Source organism: Dictyobacter halimunensis (assembly GCF_036245075.1).
The window spans coordinates 4,217,846-4,241,347 of sequence record NZ_BSRI01000002.1 but is presented as its reverse complement, the minus strand read 5'-3'; the positions used below and the strand labels follow the sequence as shown (position 1 = coordinate 4,241,347).

Below are 23,502 nucleotides of genomic sequence, written 5' to 3'. Positions count from 1 at the left end.
CGCTCATTATCCCTGATCTCATGGTTACACAGTGCGGTGAAATGGCGATGCAGCTTGTGAACGAACAAATATACGCAGAATTTGTTGTAGGGTATACATACTTACCATCAGGGGCAGGCCAACTGAACATAGCATAGCCAATTACCTTGACAATAATAACGCCCTCGCATAAAATAGCAAAAAATCAGCTCATGTATCGATCATCTGTTGTCAACATATATCAATAGATATCTACCGAAAGGTGCCTCGAGTAGATAGACTACGGGGCAACAGTAGTATATATACACGAGCATCCGTCCCTTACGTTTTCCCGAAGGGAAACGACAAGAAACATTTGGCGTGCAACAACAATCGTATCGTAACTCAGTCCAGTGTTCGCTGCTGTCTACTGTTACCTACATTGCATCGTTTCATGCGCACGACCATTGTTACCCTCTGTTTGACAAGGGAGTAGAAGGTTCAAGATGGCTCAGTTTCTTCTCAAAAGGCTCATAGGCCTTATCTTTGTGCTCTTGGGCGTGACGTTTATCACGTTCATCATCGGATATGCCGCACCGGGGGATCCCATTCAAGAAATGCTCGGGAACCACTTTAATCCGGTGCAGTATGCACGCCTCAAGCACCAATATGGACTCGACTTACCCGTACTTGTACAGTATTTTAACTATATCGTTCGGCTCTTACATGGTGATCTGGGAACATCCTTCCAGACGGCCAACCGCCCGGTCTGGGATATCTTAAAAGATGGGGTGCCAACATCGCTTGAGCTGGGCCTGTGGGGCCTGATCGTCCAGATCATCATCGGTATCCCTCTGGGTATTTTAGCGGCCCTTAAAGCCGGCACCTGGATCGACACTGTCACCATGGTGCTGGCGATCTTTCTGTTTTCGGTGCCATCCTTTATCCTGGCCTCGCTCTTCCAGGTACTGATCGTCTATCTCCATGGAACAATCGGGTTCGACTGGCCAGTCGCAGGCTGGGGCAATACCTGGCAGTATTCACCCTCGGATATTCAGTATAAACTCGGTCCTATTCTGGTATACGCAGCGATCGGCCTGGCCTACTTCGCGCGCCTCACGCGCACCAGCACATTAGAGGTACTGCGGCAGGACTACATCCGCACCGCCCGCGCCAAAGGTTTGAAGGAGCGCATCGTCGTTTACCGCCACGCCATGCGCAATGCCTTGATTCCTATCATTACCGTCCTGGGAGTCACCCTCGGCTTCCTGGTCACCGGCGCCTTCTTTACCGAGACCGTTTTTAACATCAATGGAATTGGCTATATCACTATCCAGTCCATCAACACGCGCGACTATCCGGTCATTCAAGCGACAGCTGTGCTCCTGGCCACGGGAGTGGTATTAGGCAACCTGATCTCAGACTTGCTCTATACGGCCGTAGATCCACGCATTAAGGTTTCATAGGAGAAAAAATGGACACACATGATCGCAACCCCGAAACAGATGCGCCCGGATTTGTTGCTCCCAGTTCTAGCACAGTAGAGCCTGAATGGGAATTAAACACGCTCCCGGGACATCCTGAAGACCAGGTTGGCGTCATTCCTGAAGAGGCCATCATTGCTGAGACAACGCCAGCCAATAAGGCGCAGAAATCACGGACGCCTTTCCAGGAGTCGCTCAGACGCTTCCGCCGCGACAAACGCGCCATGATCAGCCTGGGCATCATCATCTTTATGGTCGTGCTGGCCATCATTGGGCCTCCGATCTATCAGCATATTGGTGGCCCCTACAAAGGGCCCTTCAGTACCAAAACCATCGGTCCCAATGTCTATCATACCTATGATCACCAGGAGCTGGACCGCACGCATGAACTGCCCTCGGCGCAATACTGGCTGGGGACCGACGGCATCGGACGTGACCTCTTTGCGCGCCTGATGCAGGGTATGTTGATCTCCATTGTGCTGGCGGTCGCGGTTGAGGTCATCGACATCACACTGGGTATTACTATTGGCGTGCTGGCCGGTTACTACGGTGGCTGGATCGACCAGTTGCTGGCCCGCCTGGCGGACCTGCTGTTCGCCTTCCCGGGACTGCTCTTCGTCATCCTGGTCGCCGGTATTCTGGGTGGCTGGGCAGACGACAACCTCTCGAAGATTCCGGTGGTCGGACCCAATGGAAACGCGCGCCTGCTGCTAGTCTCACTGGCGCTGGCATTTACGGCCTGGCCGCTGATGGCCCGTTATGTACGTGGCCAGACGTTACAGCTGCGCGAACAACAATTTATCGAGGCCGCCAAAACAGCCGGTACCAAAGACATCACCATCCTGTGGCGCCACATCGTGCCTAACCTGTTCAGTATCGTGATGGTTGCCTCAACCCTCAACATCTCAGGAACCATCATCGGTGAAGCCGGCATCAGCTATCTCGGCCTTGGTGTACAGCCGCCGGGATCCAGTATCGGCCTGATGATCTCACAATCATCGCAGTCCCTGTCGGCCTACCCGTGGGAACTTTTAGTCCCATCCTTGACACTTGTCATCATCGTGCTATCATTCTCATTTATAGGTGATGGATTGCGCGACGCTTTCGATCCTCATTCAAAAGACTAAAGAGTAAGTGGAGATAGAGACATATGGCAGCAAACTTGCTGGAAGTCAATAATTTAAAAACCTACTTCTATACAAGAGGTGGCGTGGTCAAGGCCGTTGATGATGTTTCATTTATTATGAAACCTGGCCAGACCCTGGGCGTAGTAGGCGAAAGCGGTAGCGGAAAGAGCGTTACGGCCCTTTCGGTGATGCGCCTGATCGCGTCCCCTCCTGGAAAAATCGCCGGCGGCGAGATCCTCTTCAACGGAGAGAATATCCTGGATAAGAGCCGCGATGAGCTGACCGAACTGCGTGGCAGCAAAATTTCGATGATCTTCCAGGATCCTATGACCTCGCTAAACCCGGTCTTTACCGTCGGCTATCAGATCGCCGAGACGGTAAAGCGGCACCGCAAAGATGTCAACAATGACCAGGCATGGCGCCGCGCTGTCGAGATGCTTGACCTGGTGCGCATCCCCGATGCCAAGAGACGTGCAAAGAACTATCCCCACGAATTTAGTGGCGGCATGCGCCAACGCGTGATGATCGCGATCGCCCTGGCCTGTAATCCGCAGCTGTTGATCGCGGACGAGCCAACGACCGCGCTCGACGTGACCATTCAGGCTCAGGTGCTTGAGCTGATGAAGGGTCTCTCGCAAGAGTTTGGCACCGCCGTCATGATGATTACCCACGATCTGGGTGTAGTCGCCGGTACATGTCAGTATGTAAATGTTATGTATGCTGGCCATGTCGTAGAATCGGCCCCGGTCAAACAGATCTTTGAGACGCCCGCCCATCCCTATACTGTAGGCCTTCTACAATCGATTCCACGCGTCGACGACGTACGTGGCTCAAGGCTTACCCCGATCGCTGGTCAGCCACCCGACATGATCAACGTCCCCCAGGGGTGCCCATACGCTGCTCGTTGTCCCAAAGTACAGGCTCGCTGTCGTCAGGAGCGACCAGAGCTCCAGCTCGTCGGTCGTGGCGAACAGACTGCAGCTTGCTTCTATCCAAACTAATATAAGAGGTACACTATGGCACAAGAAGTTCAAACGCCCCAGGCGACAGGAACCACACTCGTTGATGTTAAAGGACTCAAGGTCCATTTTCCAGTCAAAGGTGGCCTGCTCGGACGCACGGTGGCACAGGTAAAAGCGGTCGATGGCGTTGACCTCTTCATCCGTCGTGGCGAAACTCTGGGTCTGGTAGGAGAAAGCGGCTGTGGTAAATCGACCACCGGCCGGGCCATCTTGCAGTTGATCAAGCCGACCGCCGGCACGGTCAAACTGGATGGGGTGGAGTTGACCAAACTTTCGTCCAACGATATTCGTCGCAAGCGCGCGGATATGCAGATGGTGTTCCAGGATCCTTATAGCTCCCTGGATCCCCGTTACACGATTGGCCAGATTATTTCAGAGCCACTGCAAAACTTTAATCGCGGCAACGCGAAGGCGATTCAGGAGGAAGTGGGCCACCTGATGGAGACGGTAGGTCTGAATCCTTACTACGTCAACCGCTTCGCCCACGAGTTCAGCGGTGGTCAGCGTCAGCGTATCGGTATCGCGCGCGCCCTGGCTCTGCATCCCTCCTTTGTGGTAGCCGACGAGCCGGTCTCGGCCCTGGACGTCTCGATTCAGGCTCAGGTGCTGAACCTGCTGCAGGATCTGCAAGGGAAGTTCGGCCTGACCTATCTGTTCGTGGCCCACAATCTGTCGGTGGTGAAGCATATCAGCGATCGCGTCGCTGTAATGTACCTGGGCCGCGTGGTTGAGCTGGCGAAGAGTGAAAACCTGTATGAGACGCCGTTGCATCCATACACCCAGGCCCTGCTGTCAGCCATCCCGGTGCCCGATCCTGAGGTAGAGTTGCGCCGCAAGCGTATCATCCTGGAGGGTGATGTTCCCAGCCCGGTCAACCCGCCCAGTGGCTGTAACTTCCATCCACGCTGCTGGAAGGCGCAGGCGATCTGCCGCGAGGTCATCCCGCCGCTGGAGGAGAAGCAGTCCAACCACTACGCTGCCTGTCACTTCCCAGGGTAGGGGTTTGTCAGACAAACTTTTTACTGGGGGCGCTCACGCCCCCGCACGGGCGGCCGCTTGCGCGGCCGCCCGTGTTTTATGTTATTGGAGCAGTGAGGGCATTGGGGGGGCATCCGCGCCCCCAATGCCCTCACTGCTCCAATAACATAAAGTGTGTCTTAGCTTGTGGCATGTATAAGCTTTCTTGCGATGGTGCTCACGTGCCGCCCGTGTTCTAAATATATTGGTGCAGTGGGGATGCAAGGGGCGACCAGCCCCTTGACTGGGGGTTTGGGGGCTGTGCCCCCAAATTCTCTCTCCTCCCCCGCCGCCCGAAGGGCGACAAAAAAGACTTTTAAATGATCCTATAGAAAAAGAAAGCGTCTAGACGGTGGTACGCCGCTCTAGACGCTTGATTCTTGCCAGTAATTTGATGCGGGCTACCAGATGATAGGTGTCAAACGGTTTCACGACATAGTCATCTGTGCCCGCCTGAAAACCCTCCACTTTGTCGTGCAGGGTAGCCATAGAGGTTAACAACATGATCGGCAGGTGCCGAAGTAAAGGATTACCGCGCACGTAGCGACAAAGATCCAGGCCACTCTCCTCCCCAACCACTACCTCTGAGATCACGATGTCGGGCTGAGATACGGAGAGGCGCTGCTTCGCCTCAGCAATAGATCCGGCGCACTGTACAGTAAATTCGCCACCCAGCGCTTGCTTGATTTTATCGTGTATGTGTGGATCACTATCCACAAAAAGAATATGTAATCTACGCAATGCCTGTAGCTCACACGCGCGCTAGCGCTTTCCTAATAAATAAAAATAAACATACCAGAAAAAAGCCTGTAGATGTACTGGTACCGACCAGAAAACGATAGATGGGCAACAATTCAATAGATTTAAACATAGAAACGCAGGTCTGAGTAGGCTTTTAAGACCGATCAGAATGCCATGCTGATCAGAGGTTAATCGCGCTCGGACTGTGATTGCACCAGAGAGTCGGTGCGGCGCTGGCGCTCAGCGGGAGTCAGGCGAAGCACATTCTCAATGGCTGCGTTCAGGGCGGTTGGTTTAAAAGGCTTTGTGAGATACTCGTCAGCACCCGAAAGCAGACCGGTCATATGATCCTCTTCGCGGGTCATGGCACTTAAAATGATCAACGGAATATTTGCAGTGCGTGAGTCGCCACGCAAACAGCGCACTAACTGATACCCATCCATTCTGGGCATTTTGACATCGATGATGACGCAGTCAGGTTGCTCTGTGAAGACACGCTCAAGCCCCTGGACTCCGTCGTATGCAACGACAACCTGGTACGAGCCCTGGAGATTCACCGCGTATTTGATGAGCTCCACAATGGTGGGGTTGTCGTCGATAACCAATACCTTTTTGATTGCATTCACGCTGCTCATATGGCCGGCCCCTCGCAAAGAGTCGCACAATGTACTGGTTACAGATTTCCAGAAAAAGAGTATCGCACTTCACGCATTGTAACACAGTTACGACCTGCTGCCAACTTCCACCATATTCTGTCCTACAAACAGAGGATTAGCGGCAATTTCCCGGCTTAAGCCGGGAAATTGCAGAGATGCGATTTGAGCAGGAGGGCGCTGCGCGCCCTCCTGGGTGATATATAAGTGATGTGGGCCGGGCTGAGCGCCCGGCCCACATCACTTATAAGTATGGTGTAGTTATGGGCTGAGCGCCCGGCGCCCGGCTCACATCACTTATATCTATGTGGAGTATGGGCTGAGCGCCCGGCGCTCAGCCCATACTCCACCATACCTATCTCGGGATAGATTGTGGCCCGTGCTACAATACAGTAGATGGCTATCTGTAGAAAAAAGGGGAGATACGATGCTTGATCGCTATTCGCGGCAGACGTTGTTTGGTCCAATTGGGAAGGCGGGACAGGAGCAGCTGGTGAAGGCAAAGGTGACAATTATTGGCTGTGGCGCCCTGGGAACGGTGCTGGCCAATAACCTCTGCCGCGCCGGCGTAGGACACCTGGTGATCGCCGATCGCGATTATATTGAGACGAATAATTTACAACGGCAGATCCTTTTTGATGAGGATGATGTAGCACAACATATCCCAAAGGCGATCGCCGCCCGGCAGCGACTGGCCCGCATCAATAGCGAGGTTGAAGTTGAGGCGCTGGTGGACGATATTACCGCCGATGGCATTGAGGCACTGGTGCAGGAGTCAGATCTGATTCTGGACGCGACCGATAACTTTGAGACGCGCTACATTATCAATGATGCCTGCGTCAAGTATCAAAAACCCTGGATATATAGCGGTGTGATCGCGGCCTACGGGGTGACGATGAATATTCTACCTGGTCAGACCGCCTGTCTGCGCTGCGCGTTTCCAGAGCTTCCCCCACCCGGTAGCACACCCACCTGCGACACGGCAGGCGTCTTGAATGGTATCGTAGGTGCGATCACCGGCATCGCCTCGACCGAAGCGTTAAAGATCCTGCTGGGTAGCGATAAGATCTGTCGCGACATGACCTGGATGGATCTGTGGGAAAATACATTTGAGCGCATCGAGCTTCCTCGACAGCCAGACTGTCCAGCCTGCGGGGCGCATAATTTTACGTTCCTGGAGGCTCGTGGGCAGGCCAGCACCAGTCTATGTGGACGCAACGCCGTGCAGGTCCGCAATACGACGCATGGGTCCCTGGATTTCGCGGCGCTGGCTGAACGTCTGAAAGCTATCGGCACGGTCAACTACAACGCATATCTGCTGCGTTTTCAGGTCGACAGCTATGAGCTGACCGTGTTCCCGGATGCGCGGGCGATTATCAAGGGGACCGATGACGAGCAGGTAGCCCGCTCGGTCTATGCGCGATACATAGGGATGTAGGGTGGAGGACTGGAGGGTACAGGGACCAGTCAGGAAATGAGTGCTTGTACTCCCCGGTCACACTTGCTATAATAACCCGTGGTTCATCTCCTGTTTTTCTCTGTCAACGTCAATGAGATACGCAGAAGGTTGAATAGAAAACCCCTCCCCGCACACAACACAATCCTTCAAGCAAAAAGGGAGAATATATATTACATATGAACGAACATATACTTGTCTGCGTAGCCTGGCCGTACGCAAAAACCTCAACCCACGTCGGGCAGGTTGCCGGGGCATACCTACCCGCTGATACCTTTGCGCGCTATCACCGTATGGCAGGAAACAAGGTTCTGATGGTCTCGGGCAGTGATGAGCACGGCACCCCTATCCTCGTTGAATCTGAGCGTCTGGGCATCAGCCCACGCGATTTTGTGGCCAACTACCACCGCCAGATCTGCGAGGTCTGGGACCGGCTGGGCATGTCGTGGGATCTCTATACAGAGACCGGGACGGCCAATCACTATCGCATCACGCAAGACTTCTTTCTGACGCTCTACGATAAGGGCTATATCTTTAAAGACAGCATGCAGTCCGCCTACTGTCCGACCGATCGCCGCTTCCTACCGGACCGCTATGTCGAAGGGACCTGTCCCCTCTGCGGCTATACCGGTGCGCGTGGCGACCAGTGCGATAATTGTGGACACACGCTTGATCCGGTGGATCTCATCGACGCGAAGTGCCGTCTGTGCGGCAGCAAAGATAGCAAGCTCGAGATGCGCATGACCGAGCACTTCTTCCTGGATCTACCCAAGCTACAGGAACCGTTGCAGGCATGGCTATCGGAAAACAAGGGGTACTGGCGGCCCAATACGCTGGCCTTCGCCATGAACTGGCTGAAGGAAGGGCTGCGCGCGCGTGCCATCACTCGCGACCTGGACTGGGGTGTGCCAATTCCGCTGGAAGGCTATGAGGATAAGCGCATCTACGTCTGGTTTGATGCCGTGATTGGCTACTTCTCCGCCTCCGTCGAGTGGGCCGAGAAGCGTGGCGCGCCGGAAGCCTGGAAAAACTGGTGGATCCCCGGCCTCTCCGATACCGAGGTCAGGTCGTACTACTTTATCGGCAAGGATAACATTCCTTTCCATACCATCATCTGGCCCGCCATGCTGCTGGGCTATGGCAACCGCGTGCTGCCATACGATGTGCCCGCCAATGAGTTCATGACCATGAGCGGCGCCAAGGCGTCCAGTAGCCGCGGCAACGTAATCTGGACCAAAGATGTGCTGGATAAGTATGGGGCCGATATGCTGCGCTACTATCTCTCGGCCACGGCGCCAGAGGGGCGCGACAGCGACTTCACCTTTGATGAGATGATCCGTCGCAACAACGATGAGCTGGTCGCCACCTACGGCAACGTTGTGCATCGTACGCTGACCTTCTTGCAGAGCAAGTTTGGCGGGGTACTGCCACAGCCACAGCCGTTGCGCGCGGCCGACAAAGAGATCCTGGCCGAGCTTGAACGTGGCTTCGAGCTGGTCGGCAAGAACATCTCCCAGTGCCACTTCAAAGAGGGATTGAACACGGCCATGAACGTGGCACGCGCCGCCAATCGCTACCTGGATGAACAGGCACCATGGAAACAGATTAAAGTGGATCGTGAGGCCGCAGGGACTACCATTTATGTCATGCTGCAGATCATCAGTGGTCTGCGCCTGCTCTTCTGTCCCTACCTGCCCTTCTCATCGCAGAAGCTGCATGGCTACCTTGGCTTTGAAGGGGATGTCAGCGCGCAGCCCTGGCAGGCGGTAGAGATTCCCGCGGGGACGACGCTGCCGAAGCCCGCTCCCCTCTTCCCCAAAATTGAAGAGCCCATCGCCGCCGAAAAATAATATAGTAGAAGAAGCGGGACTGCCAGGGGCGATGCGCCCCTGGCAGTCCCGCTTCTTCTACTCCCATCCTTTACAGAGATCTACCCAGGCGCGATAGTGGGAATATTTCTCTAGTTCGGGGAGAGTGAGTTCGATGGCGCTGTTGTTGCTGCCGCAGGCGGGGAACACGGTTTGAAATCTTTTTAATGATGCATCCAGGTAGACGTCAACGCCGTCCTTGACGCCAAAGGGGCAGACGCCACCTACGGGATGTCCCACCAGCTCAAAGACATCGGTTGGTGAGAGCATGGCCGCTTTGGTATGGAAATATGCTTTGTACTTTTGATTGTCTATCCTGGCATCGCCGGCCGCGACAATTAAAATCGCCTTGCCCTCTACCAGGAATGAGAGGGTCTTGGCGATCCTTTTCCCCTCGCAGTGCAGAGCTGCCGCCGCCTGTTCCACCGTGGCGCTGGACACGTCAAACTCCTGTATCCGGTCCTCAACGCCCCATTGCTGAAAATATCGTTTTACATCTTCAATTGCCATACATTGCCTCCTACGTGGATGTATCATAAGAATTTCATTCAAGAAGATGCCGAACCGGCCAGGAACGGGGTCGCTTCGATCCAAGCCAGGGCAAGCCCGAAGCCGGGGCAAGCCCGAAGCCGGGGCAAGCCCGGCACCTACGACGACGACGGGGACGATGACGACGGGGACGATGTTTCGGTGGCGCACGAGAGGCGCTTGCCCATGAAGATGGCTACTTCGTGGGAGAGGTCACCGGGCGGATAGAAGTGCCGATTGATGCTCCAGATCTCCAGACCGTTGCGTAGATAAAACTGGATGGCCGGGTAGTTGGTGTTCTGGGTTTCCAGCACAAGGGCCCAGCATTTCTGCTTGCGCGCCCAATCAGAGGCGCAGCTGAGAAGAAGCGAACCGATGCCGTAGCGCTGGAACTGGCGGCCCACGATCAGGCTCTGAATGCGAGCCACCGAACTATGGTCCTCGACCGTCAGGAAGATGCCTCCGGCCATCTTGCCATCGGTCAGGGCGACAAAACCACCTTCTGTCAGTCGGAGCAGGTCCTTGATCTTCCCCAGCGATTTCTCACCGTCGTGAAAATTTTTGTAGAGGGGAGGATCGACGGCCGTTTCCACCAGTTCAAAGGCGAATGCCACCCTGCCATCTTCCTCCGCATTCACGTGGTTGTGGATGAGCCGATTGCGCACCTGCAACGTGTAAATGCGGTCCGTTTCAAAGTCAAAATCCAGCTCATGCAGAGCAACAGCATCGCTGACATGCACAGCACGCACTTCAATGTGATCCATGCAATTCCCTGCTTTCTTCGCCCGTATCTGCCAGTTTGCGTGGCAGATACACACAACTTATGATTTAGCGTTCACGACGTAGCCTGTGGAGAGAGCGCCCAGCGCCGCGGCTCCCGCGACACCAGAGAAGTCGCCCAGTTTGGCACGCACGATCGGCGTGCGTTTGGCCGAAGCGGAAAGCGCCACTTTGCGGGCGCGCGCCACCGCGGTCTCAAACAGCAGGTCAACGGCCTCAATCACGCCACCGCCCAGGATAATGCAGTCTGGATTATAGAAATTCATCACCGAAGCGATACCGTAGCCCAGGTAGTTGGCGGCATCAGTCACGATCTCCATCACCAATTCATCTTTTTGCTCTATGGCGTTGGCGATGATACCGGAGCGGATAATGGTATCGCCCTCTTTTAATTGCCCCAGAGCCTCGTCGGACAGCATCGACGGGCGTCCATGGTGCATCTCGGCCAGGATGGCTTTGGTGATAGCGGTACGGGATGCATACGCCTCCAGGCAGCCAAGCGAACCACAGCCACAGATACGGCCACCGGCCTGAATAGTCATATGTCCGACCTCGCCAGCGGTGCCGGTCAGACCGGTATACATGCGACCGTTCTGCACGATGCCGGAGCCGATGCCGGTACCAACGAAGATGCAGACAAAGTTATTGTAGCCACGACCAGAGCCATACAGGCTCTCGCCCATGGCGGCCACCTCAACATCGTTACCCACGAATACAGGCAAGTTAAAACGCTTATTTAAAATATCGCCCAGCGGCATGTTGCGCACACCTAGATTGGGTGCGTCCAACACCACGCCTGCCTTACGATCAATCTGGCCGGCTGCTCCCACACCAATGGCCAGCAACTCGGTATCTTCGGGGAGTTTGGCGGCGGTTATCGCAGCGGTCGCCAGCTCAATGGTACGTTGCGAGACAAAATCCTGACCGCGCTCGGCGCGTGTACGCTTGCGCGCGGAAGCCACGACGCTCCCATCGGAAAGATCAATCACCGCGGCGAGGGTCTTTGTGCCCCCCAGATCGATTCCCAGTGCATAAGATTTTGACTTTGGCATACGAACTCACTTTCTGAATGGCAGGCTTAATCCAGGTTGAACATCCAGATCCATTCCGTGATGCTCACCCAAACTCAAGTGGAAAAAGGCTGCGCTCGCAATCATTGCGGCATTATCGGTACAAAATTCAATCGGAGGATAGCTCAAACGGATGCCCAGCGGCTGGAGCTCCTGAAGCATCCGGGCTCGCAGGCTGAGATTGGCAGCGACCCCGCCGGCCAGGATAACCTGCTTGACCTGGTGTTCTTGAGCGGCCATGCGCGTCTTGGTAGCCAGTACATCGACGATAGCCTCTTGAAAGCCTGACGCCAGCAGGGCAACATCAGGGGCTCCTGCTTGCGCTGCCTGTTCCCCCATACGAGTATAACGTGTGTACTGGGTAGAAGGCTTCCCATCTTCGTGTGTGCGGGCGGCATCCGTGGCCCCTTCGGCCAGGTGCAGCATCGCCGTCTTAACTCCACTGAAGCTAAAGTCATAGGTGCCACGCAGCCATGCCCGCGGCAAACGATAGACGCTGCGCGCCTTCTTGATAGATTTCTTTTGTTGCGCATACGCATCTTCCGCCTGCTGCGCCATGCGCTGGATGGCGGGTCCACCGGGATAGCCGAGGCCCAGGACACGCGAGACCTTATCAAGGGCCTCGCCGGCCGCGTCATCGCGCGTGCGCCCCAGCAACTCGTAGTCACCATGATCGCGCACCAGCACGATCTCGCTATGCGCGCCCGAAATCACCAGGCAGATCAGTGGAAAGAGAGGGTCGCCCGATTGGTAGCGCCACTCCTGCTGTGGAAGCGGAGCGGCGGTGGCCGTCTCGGCCTGCGGACGCAACCAGTTCGCGTAGAGGTGGGCTTCCAGGTGATTGACACCCAGAAATGGCAGTTCACGGGCCAGCGACAACGTCTTGCCGACCGTCAGGCCAACCAGCAGAGAACCGGCCAGGCCCGGACCATAGGTAGCCGCGATCGCGTCCACGTCCTCCCAGGAGCATGACGCCTGCGCCAGCGCGGTCTCCACCACAGGGATAATCGCCGCGATCTGCTGACGCGAGGCCACCTCGGGGACCACACCGCCGTAGCGATTATGAATCTCAATTTGCGAAGCCACCACATTGGAAAGCAGATAACGGCCATCCCGCACGAGCGCGGCCCCGGTCTCATCACATGAGCTCTCAATACCAAGTACAAGCATAGATTCCATCCCCAACACTGCAGCCGTTACCAGGAGACAAAACGCGCTCCACAAGCGCTCAATTTGTCTCTAACTTTTGCAATAACGCCGCCTTCAATTCTAAAAATTTTTGTTTATAGCTCGTAGAGTTGATCTCATCGGTCCACATAATTAAAGCATCTTCTTGATTATCGCTATAATAGCGGTGACGCACACCCGCTTCCCGAAAACCATATTTGCGATAGAGGTTCTGGGCCGTATAATTGGAGACCCGCACCTCCAATGTCACCCATTTTGCACCTATATTATAGGAAATATCAATCAAGCTCACCAATAAGAATTCGCCCAGGCCCTGTCCGCGCGCGTTTGGATGCATCGCGATGGTGGTAATATGAGCCTCATCAACCATCAGCCACAGACCAGCAAAACCCAGGATCGAAGCCAGGCCAGGCGAAGGCGAGGTGACGGCAGGCCTGCTGGGTAAAAGTGAAAGCGGAAAAGGACGCGCCTTTCGCAACTTCTCTGGTTCAGCGAAGACCGTGCTCTGCTCTTCAAGGATATGCTTATCGCGTAATACGATGTAGTGCGCCCAGCGATTATCCTGTAATTCCTTGCGATAGGCACTCGGAGGCCACGTCGAAGGATATGCCAGACGCTCGATCTCAATCACGCGAGGCACGTCCGACATCGTCATTCTATCAATGGCGTAACGCACCCTGTTCCCTTTCTGTTGTATCATGATCAGTCGATCGTAGGAAAGAGCCGCCAAGCAAAGGCTGCTTGCGGGTACTCTTTGTAATGGATGGACGCCGTAAATAAAGAGGTTCCAGCACGAGTGGATCATCTGCCTGACCATCCTGTAGACGTTGCCAAGCCAGTTGGGCCAGCACAGACGCAGATCTCGTCGATGCGAGCGATCCCCTCAACACGCCCTGCTCCGCCATCCCCTGGTGCAAAGCCTGTCGAGACGCGGCCTTCATTTCGCCACAGAAAAGCACTGGCGCCGATAGCGCAACCGGCCAGTTCGCCAGTTGAGTATGGAGAAAATCCACCAGCGCCTGCGGCGTAGCTAACTGATAGTCGCCGACCTGCTGCAGACGATAGCTCACCTCACCATCCACCATCCGGGTCTCGGTGGAAAAGTAACAGCCGGCATAGAGCTCAGAGCGACCGGCCTCCAGCACCGAGCAGATGGGTCCACGCCAGAACTGCTGCTGCGCCGCGAGCACATCCAGCGTACCAATGCCAAGCAAGGGCTTCTGGAGCGAAAATGCCAGAGCCTTGGCCGAGGACAGAGCCACGCGCACGCCGTTAAACGAGCCGGGTCCCAGCGCCACCCCGATCGCATCAAGCTGTTTCAGGGAGAGTTGCCGCTGCGCCATCATACGCTGAATACGATCCAACAAATCTACGCTATGGTTATTCTCCGAGAACCAGGTATATTCACTCAACAACTCGTTTTCTGAGCACAAGGCCACGCTCGCATAGCGAGTTGAAGTATCAAGAGCGAGTAATAGCATACATATTCTTCTGAAACTGCCGGAGCAGTTCGCAATAGCGCGCACCCGATGCCACAAACAGCAAGCGGCGCCTGGTTTCATCGACAGAGCTCAGGCGAATATCCAATCGTTCCGCGGGCCACAGTTCTTCTGCGTTGCCCGCCCACTCGACCACACACACGCCCGAGCCATAAAAGTAATCTTCAAAGCCGAGATCAACGATCTCATCGGGATCTTCCAGTCGATAGAGATCAAAGTGATAGAGGGTCAGAGGCTGATTGCCCTGCGATGCCGCTACGCCCTGATACTCTTTCAGCAGCGTAAAGGTTGGACTATTCACCACGGTCGTCACCTGCATCCCCCGGGCCAGGCCCTGGGTAAGGGTCGTCTTGCCCGCGCCGAGCTGCCCATCCAGCAGAATCAGATCGCCCGCCCGCAGCAACGCCCCCAGGGCCGCGCCTAAACGCTGTGTCTGACTTGCCCGCTGGCTGACCACCTCGAGGGAACAGATCCCATCCTGAGCCGACATTGCTGTATCGCGCCCCTCATCACGCACTGGAAGCCTCCCTACAAATACGCTAATGGTCCCGCACGCGCGGCACCAGAATATCTATCCCCATCCAATACCCTCCGGGACAAAGAATGCAGATACCTCGAACACAAGGAGGGAATAGTGAGTAACATTATAGCATACAAGGAACTTTGATGGGGATAATCTGCCTTGCTTGTGGTAGGGCAGATTATCCTCGCGTGGTGGAGATGATTAGCGGAGCTTGGCGCCGCAGCTGCGGCAATAAAGGGCGTTGGGACGCAGAGGATTGCCGCACTGGGGGCAGCGATCGGTCCCGGCGCTGGTTCCCGGTTGCGGCTGACTGTAGCTGGCATTGTTGCTCGGGCCGGGATTGGGTGTCGGCTGCGGCTGACCATAGCTGGCGTTGCTCGGGCCGGCGTTGGGAGGCGGGGTCTGCGTGTTCGGCGACGGAGGCGCATAGTTCATGGTGGGGCCAGGAGCGAACTGATCGGCGGGATAGGCCTCGTTTTTGGCATCCTGCAGCTGCGTCTCGCGCGCACGCAGATCGTGATCCAGCTCAAAGATACTGGCGCAGAGGCGCGAAAGCTGCGAATCGGTGAGTGATCCCTGCTGATAGAGATTCATCGCCACCTGGCCGAGCTCGTCCATCAGATGCTGGCGCTGCTCCAGCAGCTTATCGATCTCGCTCTGCTTATTACGTACGCGCAACTGCTTTTGAGCCTCCCAGCTCGTGCGACTGACAGCCGAATTAACGAAATTTTTGGCTGACGAGATAAAATCACTCATTATAATATTGCCTCCATTGTATGCATTGATCTGAAATTTATTCATCAAATGCGTGCTGGTAGATGCGAATCTCTTCCAGGCGTCCGGTCGCGCTGAGCTGAACGGCCACAACGTCCACACGCCACGAACGCGCCGGATCGGCATTTGTGATAAACAGGTAATAGTGACCTACCTGGATAATTTTTTGCTGTTTACGCTGGTTGACCGCCTCTTCCGGCAAACCACGGGAAAGTCCACGGCGCGTCTTGACCTCGATAAATACCAGGTCGGACTCATGCTCGGCCACCAGATCTATCTCACCATAGCAGCAACGAAAATTGCGCTCCAGAATAACGTAGCCCGACTGCTGCAGCCGTTCGGCCGCCAGACGCTCACCAGTGCGGCCCAGCCCCTGTCGAACCCCTTTTGCAGCGCTACCCATACGTCGCTCCTTCACCTCAACCACTCAACCCTTCTGTATCTATGTACGCATTGTAAGCCGCTGTGTTGTACAAAAATAGGGTAACAACTCCTTCTCTCTATTCTCCTCTCGCGCCGCTGCAGGCGGCGCGAGAGGAGAATAGAGAGAAAAAGAAGCTTTGTGGGGACTTGAGCATGCCCCCAGCATGCTCGCCCACACCCCGGCAGGAAAGCTCGCCGCCCTCCTGCACCTCCCGCTTTGGGAGTGTAGTAATGTTGTGTTTATTTTAGCATAAATGCTCGTCAATGCAAAAAGCACAGCTTTTCATAGAGGCCACCGCGAATATGGTATTATTGGAATGTTCGCAGTGAAAATCATAGCTGATGTGATAGCCGGAGGATACTTACGGCAGGCCGGTATATAATCACAGGCAGGCGAAGAAAGGTTTAAAAGCGACCCTCTCGACGCTCTATACCTATTCGTGTTAAAATAGGCCCGACAGCTATTCACAGCAAAACAGCAAGACGTAATTTATGCACAACGCATATTTTATACAGAGAACCGTCTGATTAGACTAGGGGAGCAACGATATGTCAGGACATTCAAAGTGGGCACAGATTCGCCGTTCAAAAGGCGTCAATGACGCACGCCGAGGCCAATTGTTCACTCGGCTAGGACGTGAGATCGTTGTAGCGGTACGTGAAGGGAACAGTGGCGACACGAATGCGAACTTCCGCCTGCGCATGGCCGTACAGCGGGCACGTGATGCCAATATGCCATTGGATAATATCGAGCGCAACATCAAGCGTGCACTGGGTGGCGGAGAGGGCAACAACCTCGAAGAGATCACCTACGAAGGATATGGTCCTGGTGGTACGGCGATCCTCGTACAGACGCTAACTGAGAATCGCAACCGTACCGTCGCCGAGGTACGCAACGCCTTTAACCGCAACGCAGGCAACATGGGTGAAAATGGCTGCGTCGACTGGCTCTTTGAGAACAAAGGGGTCATCGAGGTCGAGCTAAACGGGAAAGACGCCGATGAGTTGTCGCTGGAGGCTATTGACTTTGGCGCCGACGACGTCGAGCCAGCCCAGCCGGGGGACGAAACCCTGATCATCTACACTGATCCCGCCCACGATGTGCTTGATAAAGTACAGCATGAACTGGAAGCGCATAACTATACAGTGCTCAAAGCCGAAAGCACGCTGGTCCCCAAGACCCGCATTGAGCTAGATGAAGAAAAGACGGCTCACCAGGCCATTCGCCTGATTGAGAGACTGGAAGATCTCGACGACGTGCAGAATGTCTACACCAACGCAGATTTCCCAGAAGCATTCGCGGCTTCATACAACGCATAAACGTTTGCGCGACAGTCGCTAATGCCAGAAGGGAATGTGGCAGATGGAAAAAGATCTCATGCCGCCTCCACCTTCAGATGCGCGTATCGCGCTCGGCATTGATCCAGGAACAGCAATCGTTGGGTACTCGGTGGTGATGGCGCGGGGAAGTGAACTGAGCATGCTGGCATGCGATGTCATCACGACCCCCGCCAAGATGCCGCTGGCCCAGCGCCTGCAAATTATTTACGAGGGCCTGAGCAAGCTGATTGTGACCTACAAACCGCAAGAAGCGGCGATGGAGGAGCTTTTTTTCGCGAAGAACGCGCGCACTGCGATGACCGTAGGCCAGGCGCGTGGGGTTGCGATGCTTGCCCTGGCCAATGGTGGTCTCTCCGTAGCTGAATATACCCCCAAACAGATCAAGCAAGCCGTTACCGGTTATGGGGGTGCTGATAAGAATCAGGTAGGAGAGATGGTACGTATATTGCTCAAGTTAACCGCAATACCGAAACCAGATGACGCCGCAGACGCCGCCGCGGTCGCCATCTGCCACTTGAATACAGCAACCTACGCGGCCAATCTCTTACGCTACAATCGCTCATGATCCATAATGCGCCCCTCGCGGGCGCTTCTCTTCCCGCCACATATACGTAGGTGCGCCCCTTGCGGGCGCTTCTCGCGGGCGCGAATAAAACAAGCATCAATAACACAGAAGAGGTACCGTTGGGGAGATGATAACCAGCATTCATGGCACCCTTGAAGCTACGGGTGTCGATTACGCCATTATCCGGGTGGGGGGCTTTGGAGTACGGGTTTTCGTGCCATCTTCCACCCAACAGCGCCTGAATGAGCCAGGCATGGAGGTATCGCTCTCCACCCATTTCCATATGCGCGAGGATGGCATCTCGCTGTATGGCTTCACGACCGACACGGACCGCGATGCCTTTGAGCAATTGATCGGTGTCAGCGGGGTCGGGCCCAGGGTGGCCCTGGCCATCCTCTCGGTCATGGATGCCACAGCGTTCTACAAGGCCATCGCGGACGAGGACCAACAGCGCCTGGGACTGGCCAAAGGCGTGGGCAAGAAACTGGCGGCCCACCTGATCCTTGAGCTCAAGGGTAAGCTGCCATCGCTGGCGGGGCTGGCTGGGAATGGCGCCGCGCCGGTGGCGGGCAATATTAAAGCCGAGGCGCTCGAAGCTTTGATGGGGCTTGGTTATACCAATGCGGAGGCGCAGGCGGCGCTGGCCAAGCTGCCGCAGGATCGTGCGCTCTCGCTGGAGGAGCAGGTGACGCTGGCGCTGCGCTCGTTTTCGCGCTGAGCGCGCGCTCTTATAATACTGATGGTTCGCGCCTGTGGCCCTGACTCGAGCGCCCTGGCGCTCGAAATAAATAAAAGAATGTGGTGTATAAAACGAGAAAAGCCCACAGTACGTGCGGGGCTTGCCCCCGCTTTTGTCCTTCCCACTCGAAAGAGCAACAAGAAAGATGTTCTTCATCAGCAGAAGCCTGCATCGATAAGTGGTGAGGAAGCAAAGCGGGGGCAAGCCCCGCACGTACTGTGGGCTTTTTCATTCAAGGGGCGCACCTACGGCGATGGGTGGTTGAGGTGGTCCCAGCTGTGGGGGTGGAGGGGTTCGGTATGTCCGTCGGGGTGGGAGAGGGTCAGGCCAGCGGTGGGAGGTTGGATCTCGCCGATGACGGTGAGTGGCGTTCCGCTTTGCTGTTGAATGGCAGAGCGCACCTCGTCCAGGGCGGAGGGTCGCAGGGTAAAGAGGAGTTCGTAGTCCTCGCCGCCGTGCAGCGCCCAGTCCAGGGGATCGTGCTGGAGAGAGCGTGCTACGCGCAACAGTGGCGCGGAGAGCGGGATCGCCGCCAGGTCTACACGCGCGCCGCAGCCGCTGCGCTCGCAGAGATGGGTGAGATCACCGCTCAGGCCATCGCTGATATCCAGCATCGCCGTGACCTTCCCTCCTCCCAAAGCGCCAAGCAGTTGACCCTCGCGAACGCGAGGCTCAGGCGCGGTATGGCGCTCTCGCAACGTCTGCAGGTCCTGTGGCGACACATCGGTTGTGGTATGCAGAAACGTTTGCAGGCCGGCCGCAGAGTCGCCTAAAGAACCTGTAACGCAGATGAGATCGCCAGCATGGGCGCCACTGCGCAACAGAGCATGGCCGCGCTCAACAGTACCTAGCAGCGTAATGTCGATCACCAGTTGAGGAGAGCCGCCGGTGCTGGAGATATTACCGCCAACGATAGCGGTATCGAAGCGCTGCGCCTGCGCCCGCAATCCAGCATAAATGCCATCCAGGACTTCGATGGACAGGTGGGAGGGAAGCAACAGAGAGATCAGCGCGTAGCGGGGCGTTCCGCCCATCGCGGCGATATCGCTCAAGTTAATCGCCAGCGCCTTTCGTCCAATATGCTCTGATGGAGAGGATCCTAGAGAAAAATGCACCCCCTCGACCTGGCTATCACAGGTCGCCAGCAGCAAGTCTCCGCGCCCCAGGTCTAGCAGGGCACAATCGTCTCCCACGCCAATATCGCCGGCGGTTGAAACGGCCAGGCCGGCGGTCAGTCGCGCGACAAGCTCAAACTCGCCAAAGGCAGAGATATCCATACATTTATCCTTTACCTGGAACACATTTGATGTTCTACGCATGGACACGTTCTATATCACACCAGGGATAATTATTCACGCATCCTCGCTATCCCTACAGTCAAGCGAAAAAGCATAAGCGATAATCCTATTGCGCCATATGAATCACTATGCTATCCTAGTCTGCGTTCTAACGCTCATACGAAAAGTTGAGGCATCATTTTGCAGCACAGTATGGAGTTATTAGTTGTTACGCTAGCTCATGTCCTGCCCGGAAAAGATACAGAAGCGCGGGCACACATACGCTCAATAGCAAACACGCTGCGCAGCGCACCAGGACTCATCTCTACCCGACTGTATCGCGGGCGCAGCAATGGCATCGTCTATCTGCTCCTGACGACATGGGATGATGAACAAAGCTGGCTCAAGGCCCAGGAACGCCATTCACCCAAAAAGCTGCTGTTGACGGCCACCAATCTTTTGGCCTCCCAGCCCGAGCAGTGGTTGCTCTCCTACCTCTGGGGCTATAGTCGGCCAACTGCCCCAGCTCAAATTGCCTCGATCCATATTATGACGCTTGATCCACAAAGGATTGAGCAGGTTCAGAAGCAATGGCTGGCGGGACTCTATCAGCCGGAGCTCCAGATGCATCTTACCTTTGCCTTCTTCGCTCGGGGCATCAATGATACACCAACCGCCCATAGATTGGCTACCGTCGCGCGTACCGCCGGTTACCAGGAGGTATTCGCGCGACAAAGCTCGCTGCTCTTTGGTTTTTTTAGCTGGGCCAACGAGATGGAACGCGAGAATTTCTATGCGCACGACATCTATCGACGAGTCAAAAGGACCGTTGAGAAGGGAGCACCCATCAATGTGCTCTCGCTAGAGATGCTATAAGCAGCAGATAACTTGTTTTATGTTGGTGTCGCCGGGGCGCAGATGCGCCCCGGCGACACCAACATAAAACAAGTTATCTGAGCACCGTAGGTGCGAAAACACATGCAGGCGAGGGCAGGTTAGTCGGCCGACGTTTCGGCCACCGGGCGATCATAGTATTTCTTTAGCTCGGCCTTCAAAAACTCCCGATCTGACCACATCGCGCCCGTCAGGGTATGATACTCGCCATCGCACACAGGCGCGGCCGAGGCGCATTTACGGTGGGGGTGCAGGCGGAAAAGAATCGAGCTCCCGCGTACTTCAATCCACATATGGCGACGCGTCGAGTGCGTTCCCCAGCGAAAGAGCACCATCGAATCATACTCCTCAAAGTGCCCTCGCCCCTTGAGAAGATTCTTGTTAATGCTCTGCAACATCTCGGCTAAACCGCTCTCACGCATCACATGCTTGGCATTTTCACGAATAGAGAGGCGTTGCGCCTCACGTTCCTGCTCATATAATTCATCATGGCTCTCGGACGAGAGCTCATGATAGTCACGACTCGTAGACATACACGGTAACCTTCCAACACCTGGCAATGAAAAAAATGAATATATTTCAGCATAGCACAAAGAAGCAACCCATCACGACCACCCCATCACAAAATACGAAATAGCGAGCACTTACCCTGTTTATTTAAATTTTGCCAGCACATCTTCTTCAGAAAAGTGAAAAAGGTTCCGTCCAACGTTGCCAACCAGATTAAAGCTCGCCGGTGTATGCGACACCTGGGTAGGAACACCCCACTGCGGAGAAACGCGCGAAACGTTATTGGAGGATTGCTTGGCCAGGCGTTTGGCTTCAGCCGTAAGCGTGCTCACCTCATTCATCGAGTGCGAACACCTGAGCTGATCGCTGACCACGCCGATGGAGAGAGAGACCAGCGGAAACTGATATGGATGACCAGAGCGATCAACGCCATTGATCGAGCCACGCTCGATGTCTTCAGGGTGGTAAAACGACATGCTCTCCTGTTTATAACGCGCCAGAATGTGGCGGCACAGTATCTTCTCGCGATCCGGAGTTGTGACGATAACAAAATCATCCCCACCGACATGCCCTACAAAATCATCAGCGTTGCCATATTCATACACGACACGCTGACAGATATGGCCAACCAGCAGAATCATATCATTGCCAGTCACAAAGCCATAGGCGTCATTAAATGCTTTAAAATTATCCAGGTCGAGATAGAGGACACTCCAGGGGTCGGAGCCACGCAATTTATAATCGATGGCCCGTTCAAGTTGCAGGCCACCAGGGAGGCGTGTAAGAGGTGATAGAGTGGTTTGCTGTACGCGCCGCAGCTGTCGGCGAATATGGGCAAGCAATTCATCCGAGCAGCAAGGCTTGGTAATATAGCTATCAACACCCAGTTCATATGCCCGGACCTTATCTACCAACGATGAATGCGCACTCACCATAATGATAGGAATGTGCATGCACTTGGGATGGTCACGCAACTGCTGGATGACCTGATAGCCATCGATACCCCGAAGTTCTACATCTAGAATGATAAGGCCTGGCATCTCACGCATAGCAAACTGTACAGCATCTTCGCCGTTTCTAACCACAACAGCTTGATATCCCTCGCCCCCAAATTGCTCCCTGACTAATTGTGTGATGACTCCTTCACCTTCGACGACTAGAATGCTGAACATATATGCTCCTACCTCTACATTTCACTATATACACCGTGTATACCTTAGAAGACTCACGTTATCCATGTAATACGAATGAAATCATCCATACACCTACGGTTTTGCCGTGAGCCAGAATACCACTGGTCCGATCGAGAACTATAGGTACACCACCGTAGCACAGTAAACTACTTATGTTAAATACATTGCATCAACGTTTATGATACATCGAAAGAACACATAAATTGTTATTGAGCCATCAGTGTATAAGTATCGTAAAATACGCGTTATGCGTATCAAATGACAAAGTCACCTCCTGATACAGGCCCATTCAATAGGGGAGTGGGGGCATTGAGCCAACAGTGAAGACAGTGTAGCGCAATGCCTGGCATGGGCAAATAGTGATAATCGACTGTCTCCTAATGTACATATCGTACTTACAGTACCAAAAGTAAGTATACATATGTCATAGTTAGTATAACATCCTTCGGGCGACATGCAAAGGTTTTGTTTAACAAATCAAAGCTTTTCGTCATAAATTGCAAAAATCTCACAATACTGTGACTTTTAGGTGGGCAGAGCCCCCTTACCCCCTTTTTTGCCGCCCTTCGGGCGGCAGGAGAGAGAAGAAGTGTCGGGGGCACAGCCCCCGCGCCCCCAGTCAAGGGGCTCGCCGCCCCTTGCATCCCCGCTTCTCATGTGCAGCATTGCGACCTGCCTGCGTTTTCGCACATGCGGTGCTCAACAGTCTGTTGTGTGTTGGTGCGTGGGGTGCGCGAATGCGCACCCCACGCACCAACACACAACACCAACGCGGCCGCGCAGCGGCCGCCTATGTGGGGGCGTTCACGTACCCTACTATGACGAGAGTCAGGCCCCACGAAGGGGGCACGAGTATTTCTATTAATAGAGAC

Annotated in this window: 24 protein-coding genes; 10 read left to right on the top strand and 14 right to left on the bottom strand. The window is 54.9% G+C overall.

What is annotated here, in order from left to right; all coding sequences use genetic code 11:
- Positions 1–464: 464 nt before the first annotated feature.
- Genes AABA21_RS31480 through AABA21_RS31465 form a run of 4 tightly spaced genes read left to right on the top strand, consistent with a single transcriptional unit; the run spans position 465 to position 4,590 of the window.
- Entirely contained in the window at positions 465–1,424 is a 960-nt protein-coding gene (locus AABA21_RS31480; RefSeq protein WP_338256339.1) for an ABC transporter permease, read from the top strand.
- Positions 1,425–1,432: 8 nt separating this feature from the next.
- Positions 1,433–2,569 carry an ABC transporter permease gene (locus AABA21_RS31475; RefSeq protein ID WP_338256338.1) on the top strand — a complete coding sequence of 379 codons (1,137 nt, stop codon included), beginning with the start codon at positions 1,433–1,435 and terminating at the stop codon, positions 2,567–2,569.
- Between the two features lie 23 nt (positions 2,570–2,592).
- Complete coding sequence (locus tag AABA21_RS31470) at positions 2,593–3,570, top strand: ABC transporter ATP-binding protein (protein ID WP_338256336.1); 978 nt, start codon at positions 2,593–2,595, stop codon at positions 3,568–3,570.
- Between the two features lie 15 nt (positions 3,571–3,585).
- Positions 3,586–4,590, top strand: coding sequence for an ABC transporter ATP-binding protein (locus AABA21_RS31465; RefSeq protein ID WP_338256334.1), 1,005 nt, complete (start codon positions 3,586–3,588; stop codon positions 4,588–4,590).
- A 363-nt stretch (positions 4,591–4,953) separates the two neighbouring features.
- On the opposite strand, the gene AABA21_RS31460 is transcribed toward AABA21_RS31465, so the two are convergent.
- The gene (locus tag AABA21_RS31460; protein ID WP_338256331.1) at positions 4,954–5,349 is read right to left on the bottom strand and encodes a response regulator transcription factor; all 396 of its coding nucleotides are present in this window, start codon (positions 5,347–5,349) and stop codon (positions 4,954–4,956) included.
- Positions 5,350–5,537: 188 nt separating this feature from the next.
- Complete coding sequence (locus AABA21_RS31455; protein ID WP_126597397.1) at positions 5,538–5,984, bottom strand: response regulator transcription factor; 447 nt, start codon at positions 5,982–5,984, stop codon at positions 5,538–5,540.
- A gap of 445 nt (positions 5,985–6,429) precedes the next feature.
- On the opposite strand from AABA21_RS31455, the gene AABA21_RS31450 reads away from it, so the two are divergent.
- Positions 6,430–7,440 carry a ThiF family adenylyltransferase gene (locus AABA21_RS31450; protein ID WP_338256328.1) on the top strand — a complete coding sequence of 337 codons (1,011 nt, stop codon included), beginning with the start codon at positions 6,430–6,432 and terminating at the stop codon, positions 7,438–7,440.
- A gap of 197 nt (positions 7,441–7,637) precedes the next feature.
- Positions 7,638–9,308, top strand: coding sequence for a methionine--tRNA ligase (gene metG / locus AABA21_RS31445; RefSeq protein WP_338256327.1), 1,671 nt, complete (start codon positions 7,638–7,640; stop codon positions 9,306–9,308).
- A gap of 57 nt (positions 9,309–9,365) precedes the next feature.
- Here the strand turns inward: metG and AABA21_RS31440 are convergent, their stop codons facing one another.
- From AABA21_RS31440 to AABA21_RS31400, 9 genes are all read right to left on the bottom strand, one after another.
- A complete protein-coding gene (locus AABA21_RS31440) occupies positions 9,366–9,836 on the bottom strand; it encodes a YbaK/EbsC family protein (protein ID WP_338256326.1) in 471 nt (156 codons plus the stop codon).
- 137 nt (positions 9,837–9,973) lie between these two features.
- On the bottom strand, positions 9,974–10,618 hold the full coding sequence (locus tag AABA21_RS31435; RefSeq protein WP_338256325.1) for a GNAT family N-acetyltransferase: 645 nt from the start codon (positions 10,616–10,618) through the stop codon (positions 9,974–9,976).
- 57 nt (positions 10,619–10,675) lie between these two features.
- Complete coding sequence (locus AABA21_RS31430) at positions 10,676–11,686, bottom strand: ROK family protein (protein WP_338256324.1); 1,011 nt, start codon at positions 11,684–11,686, stop codon at positions 10,676–10,678.
- Between the two features lie 6 nt (positions 11,687–11,692).
- Positions 11,693–12,874, bottom strand: coding sequence for a tRNA (adenosine(37)-N6)-threonylcarbamoyltransferase complex transferase subunit TsaD (gene tsaD, locus AABA21_RS31425; RefSeq protein ID WP_338256322.1), 1,182 nt, complete (start codon positions 12,872–12,874; stop codon positions 11,693–11,695).
- 58 nt (positions 12,875–12,932) lie between these two features.
- On the bottom strand, positions 12,933–13,541 hold the full coding sequence (gene rimI, locus AABA21_RS31420; RefSeq protein ID WP_338256321.1) for a ribosomal protein S18-alanine N-acetyltransferase: 609 nt from the start codon (positions 13,539–13,541) through the stop codon (positions 12,933–12,935).
- A 10-nt stretch (positions 13,542–13,551) separates the two neighbouring features.
- Entirely contained in the window at positions 13,552–14,373 is an 822-nt protein-coding gene (gene tsaB / locus AABA21_RS31415) for a tRNA (adenosine(37)-N6)-threonylcarbamoyltransferase complex dimerization subunit type 1 TsaB (RefSeq protein ID WP_338256320.1), read from the bottom strand.
- Positions 14,354–14,908: a tRNA (adenosine(37)-N6)-threonylcarbamoyltransferase complex ATPase subunit type 1 TsaE gene (gene tsaE / locus AABA21_RS31410; RefSeq protein ID WP_338256319.1), complete on the bottom strand. Its 555-nt coding sequence runs from the start codon at positions 14,906–14,908 to the stop codon at positions 14,354–14,356. Before tsaE ends, tsaB begins: the two co-directional genes overlap by 20 nt.
- Positions 14,909–15,115: 207 nt before the next feature.
- Positions 15,116–15,670 carry a zinc-ribbon domain-containing protein gene (locus AABA21_RS31405; protein WP_338256318.1) on the bottom strand — a complete coding sequence of 185 codons (555 nt, stop codon included), beginning with the start codon at positions 15,668–15,670 and terminating at the stop codon, positions 15,116–15,118.
- Positions 15,671–15,707: 37 nt separating this feature from the next.
- Positions 15,708–16,091, bottom strand: a complete 384-nt coding sequence (locus AABA21_RS31400) for a YraN family protein (protein WP_338256317.1) — start codon at positions 16,089–16,091, stop codon at positions 15,708–15,710.
- Between the two features lie 569 nt (positions 16,092–16,660).
- Here AABA21_RS31400 and AABA21_RS31395 point away from each other — a divergent pair.
- The 3 genes from AABA21_RS31395 to ruvA all read left to right on the top strand — a co-directional run bounded on the left by AABA21_RS31395 (position 16,661) and on the right by ruvA (position 18,735).
- Entirely contained in the window at positions 16,661–17,431 is a 771-nt protein-coding gene (locus tag AABA21_RS31395; protein ID WP_338256316.1) for a YebC/PmpR family DNA-binding transcriptional regulator, read from the top strand.
- Positions 17,432–17,474: 43 nt separating this feature from the next.
- Positions 17,475–18,017: a crossover junction endodeoxyribonuclease RuvC gene (gene ruvC / locus AABA21_RS31390; RefSeq protein WP_338256315.1), complete on the top strand. Its 543-nt coding sequence runs from the start codon at positions 17,475–17,477 to the stop codon at positions 18,015–18,017.
- Positions 18,018–18,144: 127 nt separating this feature from the next.
- Entirely contained in the window at positions 18,145–18,735 is a 591-nt protein-coding gene (gene ruvA / locus AABA21_RS31385; protein ID WP_338256314.1) for a Holliday junction branch migration protein RuvA, read from the top strand.
- A 266-nt stretch (positions 18,736–19,001) separates the two neighbouring features.
- Here the strand turns inward: ruvA and thiL are convergent, their stop codons facing one another.
- Positions 19,002–20,033: a thiamine-phosphate kinase gene (gene thiL, locus AABA21_RS31380; RefSeq protein WP_338256313.1), complete on the bottom strand. Its 1,032-nt coding sequence runs from the start codon at positions 20,031–20,033 to the stop codon at positions 19,002–19,004.
- 213 nt (positions 20,034–20,246) lie between these two features.
- On the opposite strand from thiL, the gene AABA21_RS31375 reads away from it, so the two are divergent.
- A complete protein-coding gene (locus AABA21_RS31375) occupies positions 20,247–20,909 on the top strand; it encodes an antibiotic biosynthesis monooxygenase family protein (RefSeq protein ID WP_338256312.1) in 663 nt (220 codons plus the stop codon).
- Positions 20,910–21,028: 119 nt separating this feature from the next.
- On the opposite strand, the gene AABA21_RS31370 is transcribed toward AABA21_RS31375, so the two are convergent.
- Together AABA21_RS31370 and AABA21_RS31365 are read right to left on the bottom strand one after the other, a co-directional pair.
- A complete protein-coding gene (locus AABA21_RS31370) occupies positions 21,029–21,460 on the bottom strand; it encodes a hypothetical protein (protein ID WP_338256310.1) in 432 nt (143 codons plus the stop codon).
- A 120-nt stretch (positions 21,461–21,580) separates the two neighbouring features.
- Positions 21,581–22,609 carry a GGDEF domain-containing response regulator gene (locus AABA21_RS31365; protein WP_338256308.1) on the bottom strand — a complete coding sequence of 343 codons (1,029 nt, stop codon included), beginning with the start codon at positions 22,607–22,609 and terminating at the stop codon, positions 21,581–21,583.
- Between the last annotated feature and the right edge of the window lie 893 nt (positions 22,610–23,502).